The sequence below is a fragment of the Sphingopyxis sp. GW247-27LB genome, from assembly GCF_002277025.1.
Taxonomy (GTDB): domain Bacteria; phylum Pseudomonadota; class Alphaproteobacteria; order Sphingomonadales; family Sphingomonadaceae; genus Sphingopyxis.
In genome coordinates this window covers 52,493-62,238 of record NZ_NIWD01000006.1, presented here as the reverse complement: position 1 = coordinate 62,238, position 9,746 = coordinate 52,493, and the positions used below count along the sequence as shown (strand labels likewise).

Here is a 9,746-nt window from a genome sequence, read left to right as displayed (position 1 = left end):
ACAATGGCCGACCAGATCCATAAATCCCGCAACGTCACTATGTGGAAATCCGATCCACAGATCGAGGCCGCGCGCAAGGTGCAGGGATGGTCGGACTTCCACGCCAGCTGCGGCCAGCAGGGCCTCTACTTCGACGACATCGAACGCGAGGGGAGGGGATATCGCTGCATGGCGTTCACCCTGCGCCGCAGCGGTCCCGACAACTACCAGCGGATCGTCGTCGCGCGCGGCCAAGGTCGCGGTGTGATCGACGCTGTTCTGGCCTGTTTCGACGCGGCTCTCGCAGAAGGTTTTGCTGTCTCAGTTGCGCATCGCGCGCTGCTGGATGGATCGGCGGTCACCGCCGTGGATCTCGACGATTTGATCGGCGCGCCTGTGAGTGCGGCGCCGGAATTGGAGGATTTGATAGGATGACGAACGTCAGCGAAACATATGATAATCGCGCCGAAGGCGAGACGCGCCGTGGCAATTGGATGCAGACCTATTCGAGCGTCCAGTTCTGGCCGCTCGACCCGCGACCAGGCGAGGTGCTAATCGTCGACATCGCTCATGCCTTGTCGAACATGTGCCGGTATGCCGGCCACTGCTCGCGGTTCTATAGCGTCGCCGAGCACAGCGTTCTCGTCTCGCTCGTCGTGCCGCCTGAACATGCGCTGCAAGCGTTGCTGCACGATGCAACCGAGGCATACCTCGTCGACGTGCCGCGGCCGATCAAGAAATATCTCGGCGGTTATCACGAAATGGAAGACGTGCTCTGGCGCGTCATCGCCGAACGCTTCGGTGTGCCCGAGGAATTGCATCCGTCGATCAAGGAAGCGGACAACGCCGTTCTGCTTGCCGAGGCGCAGCAGATCATGGGATCGCCACCCGCACCCTGGCAGATCGAGGGTGAGCCTGCCGATGTGACTGTTGAATGTCTGGTCCCTAGCGCGGCGAAAACACGGTTTGCTGCGCGCTTCGCGGAACTTCAACCATGATCCAAGTCACCCTCCACAGCATCGCCGACAAGGCCGCGCAGTCGCAGATCGCCGGCATGGTCGATCTTGTCCTGCAGAGGGGCGGTTACCGCCAGTCCGCAATCGACGCGCAGCAGGACGCGCGCATCACCGTCAAATTCGAGAAGGAACCCCGCAGATGATCATCGACATCACTACCGCGGATCTCGCTGCGGCACACCATGTCGCCCATCAGATCGGCGTCACCGCATCGCTCGAAGGGCATCGCGTGACGATCATGGAAGGCCGGCGCATCGTGCGATCGTTGACGCCGAACCCGCGCGGGCGGGATTTCGAGTCGATCACGATCAATGTGTCGGGATTGGAGATGGTGTCGTGACGGGGTTCGTCGTCGGCCATGCGGCGTCGCTATCTGTGTCTGATGCCTCCCCGCGCCAGCCGCCTCGGCTTCCGAAACCGCTACCGGTGAAACTCGACGTGCTGCACATCGACGTGCTGCTCAGCGGCCCGCAAGGGTGCGGCAAGACGCGCTTCGCGAACGAACTGGTCGATTGGGCCGACTCGCGAGGTTTTATCGTGCGAAGGACTGCCGATGGTGTGACGATTCAGGATGCGGGCGGTTCGATTGATGCGCCTGTGTTCAATGTGGTGGAGGTGCAGTCGTGACCGCGCTGCACGTCATGGTCGACCTCGAGACATGGGGCAAGCGAGCCGGCTGCGACCTGCGTAGCATCGGCGCGACGGTGTTCGATCCGAAGACGGGGCAGATTGGGTCGCCCGACAAACCGGGGTTCTTCCACGTGGCGGTCGACAATCCCAAAGGTCGCTGGCGCAACGGGATTTTCGAAACCCATCTTGCGAAAAGCGAGAAGGATCGCCGATACCCCATGACCCGCGACCCCGAGACCGTCCAATGGTGGAACGACCAGGGTGATAATGCGAAGGCTGCGTTCAACGATCCGGTCGATCTCGCCTACGGTCTGTCGCGGTTCGCTGAATGGCTCTGCGGATTGGTCGGCGCCGATTACGAGGGTGACGATGTGAAATTCGTCGGCCCCTGGAACATCCGCATCTGGGCGCACGGTCCATCGTTCGACGTGTCGATCCTCGAAGCAGCCTACCATGCCGTCGACCTGCCGGCGCCGTGGCATTATCGCGCGCCGCGCGACACGCGGACCATTTTCGAGGCGGCGGGCATGGACCCGCGCAAGTGCTTGGAAGACTTCGCGACCGGCACGTTTCACAATGCACTCGACGATGCGATCACGCAGGCGAAGGCGGTTTGTGCGGCGTATCGGCGTCTCGGTCTTTCTCAGAATCCGTCTGAATATACCTCGTTGCATGAAGTCGTTCGACGCATTCGCGAGGGGACGTTCTACGAAGATTACGATTGGGCGTCGGGACCTGCCCTTCAGACGCTGGACGTCGCATTGACGTTCGACCAGATACACAACGCCCGCGTCACCGAACTGCTCGCCGCGAACAATGTCGCTATTGAGAAGCGGCGAATGCTGGCTGACGCCATCAGGATATTGGATCGCGACGCGACTGCAGTCCTTGCAGCGGTCGACGCTTATAATGCGAAGCCCGGCACCGCGCTCGGCGGTTCGACGTTGTTCCAACTCGGGCGAAGCATAGCGGCGGCGCGGGACGCACTCGCGAACATCCACCAATGACCGACCAACGCACCCTCAAGCTGATTGCATTCAGCGACGACACCTATCCGCTCCGCTTCGTCTACCGCAACCATCGAGGCGAAACATCCGAACGCGAAGCGCGTCCTATGAAGATCTTCTTCGGGTCAAACGAATACCATCCCGAAAAGCAATGGCCGATGGAAGCCTTCGACCTAGCGAAGGGTGACGTCAGCGTCTTCGCGATGCGCGACATGCTGGATATGCTGCCATGACACGCCGCTACCACCAGAACGGCAAACAGGTGCTCCGCGACAGGCGACATGTCGCCGACTGCATCGACACGACCACCGCGGCGCGCATCACGTTCCTGCTCAACCTCTTCCGTTGGACCGATTGGTTCGCAACTCCGAGGAAACGACCATGTCAGCCTGTCACCCGATAATCATCGCGCTCTGCTCGCCGGCCATGGGGTCGGGGAAATCGGTCATCGCCGATCATTTGGTGTTCCGACATCAGTTTCGACTGGTGAAATTCGCCGGACCGCTGAAGGTGATGACGCGCGCGCTGCTCTACGAACTCGGTTATTCGCACGACCAAGTCGAGGCGCGCGTCGAGGGTGAGGCCAAGGAAATCGACATCCCCGAAATGGGGGTTTCGGCGCGTCGCGTCATGCAGACGCTCGGAACCGAGTGGGGACGCAAGGCCCTGCGCGAAAATCTTTGGACCGACATCACGGTCGAGCGGTGCAAAATCCTGCTCAGCACCGGCAACAGCATCATTGTCGACGATCTCCGCTACGAAAACGAGCTCGACGCGCTGCATCGTCTCGGGGCGCAAGTCTATCGCGTCGTTCGACCCGGTGTCACCGTCACGGCGTCGCATACCAGCGAAGGCGGACTCGACCATCTGCGCATGGCTGAAATCCACAACGACGGCACGATCGCGGATCTCACCGCGAAGGTCGACGCGCTTCTTCATTCCCTGTAAATCACGCGAAACGTGATTATTTCGCCGAGGTTGGGTACATTAATATGAATGGTCGCAGACTTCTTTGGGTCGACGGAGCGAACAGTGCCGTGATGGCACATCTCGTTCTGCTGAACGATCCAGGCGCGCAGCCCGTCCATTGTGACCTTGGGGATTCTGTCCATGAGGACAGCCGTCGCTTCATCGATGATCTCGAAAAATGGTTCGGCAAGGACATCATTCGAATTCGCAGCGAAGAATATGCGAACGTCGACGAGGTATTCGAGCACAAGAAATATCTATCGGGAATGCTCGGCGCGCCGTGCACAGGTGCGATGAAGGTCGTGCCGCGCATGAATTTTCAGTTGCCGTCTGACATTCATTTCTGGGGGTACACGTCCGACAAACTCGACGCGAAGCGGTTCGACCGCATGGTTGCGAACCACGCCAATCTACACCAGCGCGCGCCACTCATCGAGATGGGGATCAAAAAGCGCGACACGCATGAAATTCTGAAGAAGAACGGCATCCGTCGACCTTTCGTTTACGAAATCGGAATGCCGAATGGCAACTGCCTCGGATGCGTCAAAGCATCGTCGCCGAACTATTGGTCGTTGATCCGAAAATGGTTCCCCGAAGTCTTCAAACGACGTTCGGAGCAGTGTCGGCGCTTCGGCGCGCGTCTCGTGATCATCGGACGCGAGAAAGGTCCCGATGGCAAGACACGCAATATTCGCTGCTTCCCAGATGAGATCCCTGGCGACTGGCCGACCACCATGAAGGGAGTCAACTTTGGAGGGTGCGGATTCCTCTGTGAAATGCAGGAGATGATCGGGTGAAAGCTGTCTCGTCGCCGACATTCGTCGCCACCATCTACATCGCCGGTTCGCGCGACCAGATTGTTCAGGCCTCGCGCGAATGGTGCCTTCAAGGAGCGTGCGTCTCGATCGTTCCGTGCGACTTCGTCTTCACGATGGGGATGGAGAGCGGCTTCGCGGTCAATCTGATCAATTATCCGCGTTTCCCGCAATCTAACGCGCAGATTCACCGGCACGCTGTCAACTTCGCAGAGTTCCTTATCGAACGTCTCTGCCAAGGCAGCGCGTCTGTAGTCTCACCTATCGAAACGGTCTGGCTTTCGCGCCGCGACGACTGATCTCCCACCTTCATCAACCTTTACCGCCACAAGGAACACCTATGCCCGCCGAACTGCCGACCGATAGACAGCGCATCGTCGAATACATCAACAAGCGCGCCGACAGGCACGATGTGCAGGCGACGCGCGACAAGGACAAGGCGTCGTTCCACCGCGGCACTGCTACGTTGTTTCGCGCGTTGGCCAGCGACATCGAGGCCGAATTGGATGTCGATTGATCTCGACGCAGCTTACAGACTGTATCGACGCCCTCTGTTGAAGCGCGCCGCAAATCTCTGTCGAAACACGATGAATGCCGAGGATCTTGTTCAGGATGCGTTCGTCGAGGCCGCGAGGAATCCGGGTGCGGTTCGAAACGTGCTGGGGTGGCTGCACGGCGTCCTCCACTATGTGTTTATCCGGTCGATCCGAGCCCCGAAGCCAGTGGTGGAGTTCGAGGATTATGTTGCGCCGGGGCAAGAGTCTGCGGCGGAACTGTATTTCGTCGATCGTGCCATGTCGCAGCTGACCGAAAAGCAGCGCAACGCGATTCTGATGTCGGCGGTCGACGGGATGAGCGCGACCGAAATCGGCCATGCGCTCGGCATTTCCCCTCAAGGTGGCAGCGATATTCTGAGGCGCGCCCGCCGCCAGTTGACCATTAACCAAGACTCACGTAAGACGTGAGTATAGCAATTCAGGAGTGATTCCATGGATGATGAAGACGAGATTGCCGGCGAGGGCCACAACGGGTCGGCCGATGCGCAGCTGCGCCAATATATCGAGCGCGTCGAACGTCTCGAGGAAGAACGGAAGGGCGTCTCCGACGACATCCGCGACGTCTACAATGAAGCGAAGTCGCAGGGTTACGACCCGAAGATCATGCGCCAGATCGTCCGCGATCGTAAGAAGAACGTCGCTGACGTGAAGGAATTCCGCGCCGTCTACGAAGTCTACGCCTCGGCGCTCGGCCTCGACCATCTGATCGGGTGACGGGCGTGGCCGGGGACCTTGCCGACATGATCCGTGCTGCGGTTGCGGCGGGTTCCCAGGTGCATGTCTGGCCGCAGTCGTTCGGCGGCGCGCTGGCATCGGCGACGGTTCGCGGGCGGCAGGGGGCATTCCACGTCGAGCGATCGAATGTGGACCCCGTCGCGGCTTTGAAGGCTGCACTGGTCGAGGGTGACCGGCTGAGGCGCGACATGTCTAGGTGTGACGCTGCGGCTCGCGATCCCGACCAGGTGGAGATTGAGGATCTGTTGGGTGCGACGGGGTCGATGGAGGATTTGATCGGATGAGTGTTGTTACCCTCCATGAAGGCGATAATCGCGAAACGCTGCGGCGGCTGATCAGGCAGGGGGTGCGGGTTCAATCTGTCGTTTGCGACCCACCCTATGGGTTGGTGTCGATCAAGAAGCGGTTCGGAGCGAAGAATGCTGCGCCGGCGAAACACGGCAAGGACGGGGCGTTTGCGCGGCAGTCCGCAGGTTTCATGGGTTCGCAGTGGGATGGCACCGGCATCGAGCGCGACCCCGAATTCTGGGCGCTGATCTACGAAATCCTCCTGCCGGGCGGGTATTGCGTCGCGTTCAGTGGTGCATCGACCGGCCATTGGCAGGCCTGCGCGATGGAGATGGCGGGCTTCACGATGCACCCGTTCCTTGGATGGGTTTTCGGGTCGGGTTTCCCGAAGGATCATGACGCTGCAAAGGCGATTGACAAGGCGTTGGGTGCACAAGGTAGCGTGGTTCCGAGCGGTGCTGCTGTGCGCCGGATGATCCCCGGCGCACAGCAGCACGCGACCGGCGACTGGACCAAGACCGACGATCGCCAGTATCAGCCGGGGCAATATATGCCCGCGACCGACGAAGCCGCAGCATGGGACGGCTGGTCGTACGGCGCCCAGGCACTGAAGCCAGCGCTCGAGCCGATATACGTCGGACAGAAGCCCTTCTCGGAGAAGAATGGCGCGCTCAACCTGCTGAAACATGGGGTTGGGGCGGTTAATATCGATGGGTGTCGGGTGCAGACCGATGATGATTTGAACGGCGGTGCATATTCCGACGAACGTAAGCCAAGCGATTCCGACTGGGTGAAACACGGAGGGACCATCCACTCTTCTACAGGTCAGCCGTTCCTGCAGCCAGTCGGACGTCACCCTGCCAATCTCATCACCGACAGATCCGACTCCGTCCGCGCCCTATTCCCCGACAGCAAAGGGCAGCAAGCCGCAATCCGCGGCACCGAACCATCCAGAACGGGGCAGGCGGGGACCGCCTGCTACGGGGAATATGGCGCGCGCGAACCGACACCCGTCCGGTCCGACTCCGACACCAGCGCAGCACGCTTCTTCAACGCCTTCCCGCTCGACGCCGAAGCGATCTACTACCATGCCAAGGCATCCAAGCGTGATCGCATCTACGAGTGTCGGACCTGCGGGCAACACGTGGCCGGCGCGAAACCCGACTGCGGCTGCACCCCGACCGATATCCGCACCCATCCGACGGTCAAACCCGAAGGATTGATGGAACATCTCGTGCGGCTCGTCACGCCGCCAGGTGGAACCGTCCTAGACCCCTTCGCCGGAACAGGTACGACTGGTCGCGCCGCGCAGAACATCGGGGTCGATGCGATCCTAATGGAAGCCGACCCCGACTTCTGCCGCGACATTCGACTGCGCTGCGGGATTCCCGCGCCCGTAAACACTGGCGAAACGGATGATCTGGAATCGCTCATCGGTGGGGGTCTCCACGATAACTTGGAGGATTTGATTGGCTAGGAAAATAGGATTTCTAAAATAGGAAATTTCCTGTTCTAAGTGAACAGAGAGGGAACAACTGATTCGTTTCGAGGGACTGTTACAATGGAAATGCAACATAAATTGACTGAAATTCCGTATGTTACGGAGGATAATGCTCATCGGCCTGAGCTATGGCCGGCTGTTGGAAAGGAAATTTCCTATAGTGATGCGTGCGAGATTGGCCGCGAGCGGGCGCGGCAGATCATCGCTTACATGCGTTCCAACGAGCAGGCTCACATGCTGCTCGCCCATGTCAATGTCGCGATGACCGCCTGTGTTATGCTCTATGGAGCGTATCAGAATGATGCGATTGCAGCCTTCTGGCGGAAAATCGGATCTGCGCTGACCGATTGAGGTCAGGCTCGATATTTTCCGTCTATTATTGTGACCAGGGTTCTCTTCGCTGAAGGGTACGTGAGCGTTTGAGTATGGCTCCACGAAGAAGGGCCGCTGTTGTAACCCTGGTCCATCAATCCGACGAGACCTGACGTGTAAACCCCGTCGACGATCGACGCGGTATGATCATGGCCGCGATTGATCCGCATCGCCATGCGATTCATATTCAACGCCGATCCGCGCGCGCCATTGGGACCTTCGTCGCCGTGCAGCGCCGTTTCGATGCCGCCTGCAGCCTGACACACGAGGTATGAACCATTGCGGGGGACGAACACGATATCGTCGAGCGGATCGGCCGCAGCACGCTTGATCGCCCATTCGATGATGTCGAAGTCATGATCGCCATGCTCGAGCCGGCGCATATATTCCGCATTGAGCTCGCACCAGTAGCGCCCGTTCGTCGCGTCTAGGCGCGGATCAGCTTCACGCAGCCAGCGGACGAGCGCATCATTATGGTTGGACGCGACGACCACCGACGTCGACCAGTCGGCCGCTGTGGCTCGCAGGAAGCGGGCAACGGCGCGCACTTCATCCTCGACGCGGTCCTTGCCGGCTGCGGTCATCGCGACATTGAAATGTGGATCGCCGCGGCGATGATGGTTGCGCGCGGAGAAATCCAACAAGTCATGGAAGGCCTGGTGGCGCGGTCGCAGCGCGTGGAACATGCCGTCGGTGGCGATTTCGCCTGTCTCGACGTCGTAACCCCAGATGGTGCGCGCGACGACCGGGTCGATCTTCGGAATATGGATGTCGCCCCATGTCGCCTGCTCGATGCGCTGCCCGGTGACGATTTCACCGCCGCGCACGACGATGTCGAGATCCTGAAAACTGCCGTCGGTCGCGGCACCGATCTGGCGGCAGAAGATGCGTCCATCCTCGTCGACTTCGACGATCGTCGCGCCGATCTGATGATGGAACTCGGCCTTCAGCCCGGCTTTCTTTTCGATGTAGTTCGGAACGGTGCAGCATCCGGTCGTCATGATCATCGCCGGGTGCGTGCCGGGCAGCGAGGGGACCGACACCAACTGCACCTTCGCGTGCGGATAGACCGCCCATCGACCGCGACTATAACCGTCGAGACCCGACAAGGGTCGCACCGCGGTCGGCAGGATGTTCATCTTCGCCGCGAACAGCAACGGTCCTAGATTGACGTCGTCGTGGACCAGATAGGGCTGTACTGCCGAATTGAACACGCCGGTACGCGCTGCATGATCCTCGAACAGTGCCTTGTTGTAGGTGAAGCCCCCGACCATTACTTCGGCGCCGAGGTGCTCCGCATAGCGATGAAGGTTGCGCCAGAAGGGCTCGTGGATCGCCGTTTCGTCCTGAGCCGCCGTGAGCAGCCAGCGATCGACGCGAGGATTGACGCGCACCAGGTAACGACCCGGTTCAGGCATCTTGGTCGGTCGATACGTGCTACGATCGACGGTGAACAATTCGGGACGCAACGCGCGAAGGGCCGATAGACGCTTGGAAAGATGTCGCGCGTTGCGATAGCCGAGCGCATCGCGGACATCCGCCATGCGGGGATAGGTCGCCGTATCGTTGTAGACTGCGGCGATATCCTCGTCGCTATGTCGGACGTAACCGGTCATTATTTGACCTGCTGTTGCTCGACCATCGCGCGGCGCAACTGCATATTGTCCTTGAACTCGCTGATATAGTTCACCGCGAACCATGCGAGCAGGGCGATGATGATCGTCAGCGCGATCGATCCGCCACGGCGGATTTCGGTCTTCAGGTCGGAAATGTTGGTGTTGATATTCTTGTAACGCTCCGCGCAGATCTCTTCGTGCGATTCGATATCGCTCTGCGCCTTCCGCGCTGCGTCGCGGGCGAACTGGTCGACGGGCATA

The 9,746-nt window shown here is 60.0% G+C and carries 19 protein-coding genes; 17 read left to right on the top strand and 2 right to left on the bottom strand.

Going from position 1 to position 9,746, the window contains the following annotated elements; translation table 11 throughout:
- The first annotated feature begins 3 nt into the window (after positions 1-3).
- The 17 genes from CD928_RS05715 (at position 4) to CD928_RS22950 (ending at position 7,848) form a co-directional block, all read left to right on the top strand.
- Complete coding sequence (locus CD928_RS05715) at positions 4-414, top strand: hypothetical protein (protein WP_095386116.1); 411 nt, start codon at positions 4-6, stop codon at positions 412-414.
- Entirely contained in the window at positions 411-977 is a 567-nt protein-coding gene (locus tag CD928_RS05710) for a phosphohydrolase (RefSeq protein ID WP_095386113.1), read from the top strand. Before CD928_RS05715 ends, CD928_RS05710 begins: the two co-directional genes overlap by 4 nt.
- Positions 974-1,138 (top strand): hypothetical protein, encoded by a 165-nt coding sequence (locus tag CD928_RS23335; RefSeq protein WP_176473475.1) that lies wholly within the window; start codon positions 974-976, stop codon positions 1,136-1,138. Before CD928_RS05710 ends, CD928_RS23335 begins: the two co-directional genes overlap by 4 nt.
- Positions 1,135-1,335: a hypothetical protein gene (locus tag CD928_RS05705; RefSeq protein WP_095386110.1), complete on the top strand. Its 201-nt coding sequence runs from the start codon at positions 1,135-1,137 to the stop codon at positions 1,333-1,335. Before CD928_RS23335 ends, CD928_RS05705 begins: the two co-directional genes overlap by 4 nt.
- Positions 1,332-1,622: a hypothetical protein gene (locus CD928_RS05700; RefSeq protein ID WP_141237099.1), complete on the top strand. Its 291-nt coding sequence runs from the start codon at positions 1,332-1,334 to the stop codon at positions 1,620-1,622. Before CD928_RS05705 ends, CD928_RS05700 begins: the two co-directional genes overlap by 4 nt.
- A gap of 14 nt (positions 1,623-1,636) precedes the next feature.
- Positions 1,637-2,632, top strand: a complete 996-nt coding sequence (locus CD928_RS05695; protein ID WP_176473474.1) for a 3'-5' exonuclease — start codon at positions 1,637-1,639, stop codon at positions 2,630-2,632.
- On the top strand, positions 2,629-2,865 hold the full coding sequence (locus tag CD928_RS05690) for a hypothetical protein (RefSeq protein WP_217983732.1): 237 nt from the start codon (positions 2,629-2,631) through the stop codon (positions 2,863-2,865). The genes CD928_RS05695 and CD928_RS05690 overlap by 4 nt, the downstream gene beginning before the upstream one ends.
- Complete coding sequence (locus tag CD928_RS23330) at positions 2,862-3,035, top strand: hypothetical protein (RefSeq protein ID WP_176473473.1); 174 nt, start codon at positions 2,862-2,864, stop codon at positions 3,033-3,035. Before CD928_RS05690 ends, CD928_RS23330 begins: the two co-directional genes overlap by 4 nt.
- A complete protein-coding gene (locus CD928_RS05685) occupies positions 3,014-3,580 on the top strand; it encodes a hypothetical protein (RefSeq protein WP_141237098.1) in 567 nt (188 codons plus the stop codon). The genes CD928_RS23330 and CD928_RS05685 overlap by 22 nt, the downstream gene beginning before the upstream one ends.
- 92 nt (positions 3,581-3,672) lie before the next feature.
- Entirely contained in the window at positions 3,673-4,398 is a 726-nt protein-coding gene (locus CD928_RS05680) for a hypothetical protein (protein ID WP_095386098.1), read from the top strand.
- A complete protein-coding gene (locus tag CD928_RS05675) occupies positions 4,395-4,715 on the top strand; it encodes a hypothetical protein (RefSeq protein WP_095386095.1) in 321 nt (106 codons plus the stop codon). Before CD928_RS05680 ends, CD928_RS05675 begins: the two co-directional genes overlap by 4 nt.
- Before the next feature lie 41 nt (positions 4,716-4,756).
- Positions 4,757-4,933, top strand: coding sequence for a hypothetical protein (locus CD928_RS23325; RefSeq protein WP_176473472.1), 177 nt, complete (start codon positions 4,757-4,759; stop codon positions 4,931-4,933).
- Positions 4,923-5,381 carry an RNA polymerase sigma factor gene (locus CD928_RS05670; RefSeq protein WP_176473471.1) on the top strand — a complete coding sequence of 153 codons (459 nt, stop codon included), beginning with the start codon at positions 4,923-4,925 and terminating at the stop codon, positions 5,379-5,381. Before CD928_RS23325 ends, CD928_RS05670 begins: the two co-directional genes overlap by 11 nt.
- Positions 5,382-5,405: 24 nt before the next feature.
- Positions 5,406-5,687, top strand: a complete 282-nt coding sequence (locus CD928_RS05665; RefSeq protein ID WP_095386089.1) for a DUF2312 domain-containing protein — start codon at positions 5,406-5,408, stop codon at positions 5,685-5,687.
- Positions 5,688-5,692: 5 nt separating this feature from the next.
- Positions 5,693-5,992 (top strand): hypothetical protein, encoded by a 300-nt coding sequence (locus tag CD928_RS05660; protein WP_141237097.1) that lies wholly within the window; start codon positions 5,693-5,695, stop codon positions 5,990-5,992.
- Entirely contained in the window at positions 5,989-7,473 is a 1,485-nt protein-coding gene (locus tag CD928_RS05655; protein WP_217983731.1) for a site-specific DNA-methyltransferase, read from the top strand. Before CD928_RS05660 ends, CD928_RS05655 begins: the two co-directional genes overlap by 4 nt.
- A gap of 84 nt (positions 7,474-7,557) precedes the next feature.
- The gene (locus tag CD928_RS22950) at positions 7,558-7,848 is read left to right on the top strand and encodes a hypothetical protein (protein WP_141237096.1); all 291 of its coding nucleotides are present in this window, start codon (positions 7,558-7,560) and stop codon (positions 7,846-7,848) included.
- Positions 7,849-7,850: 2 nt separating this feature from the next.
- On the opposite strand, the gene CD928_RS05650 is transcribed toward CD928_RS22950, so the two are convergent.
- Both CD928_RS05650 and CD928_RS05645 read right to left on the bottom strand, forming a co-directional pair.
- Positions 7,851-9,485, bottom strand: coding sequence for a hypothetical protein (locus tag CD928_RS05650; protein WP_095386085.1), 1,635 nt, complete (start codon positions 9,483-9,485; stop codon positions 7,851-7,853).
- Positions 9,485-9,745 carry a hypothetical protein gene (locus CD928_RS05645; protein WP_095386082.1) on the bottom strand — a complete coding sequence of 87 codons (261 nt, stop codon included), beginning with the start codon at positions 9,743-9,745 and terminating at the stop codon, positions 9,485-9,487. Before CD928_RS05645 ends, CD928_RS05650 begins: the two co-directional genes overlap by 1 nt.
- Position 9,746 lies beyond the last annotated feature (1 nt).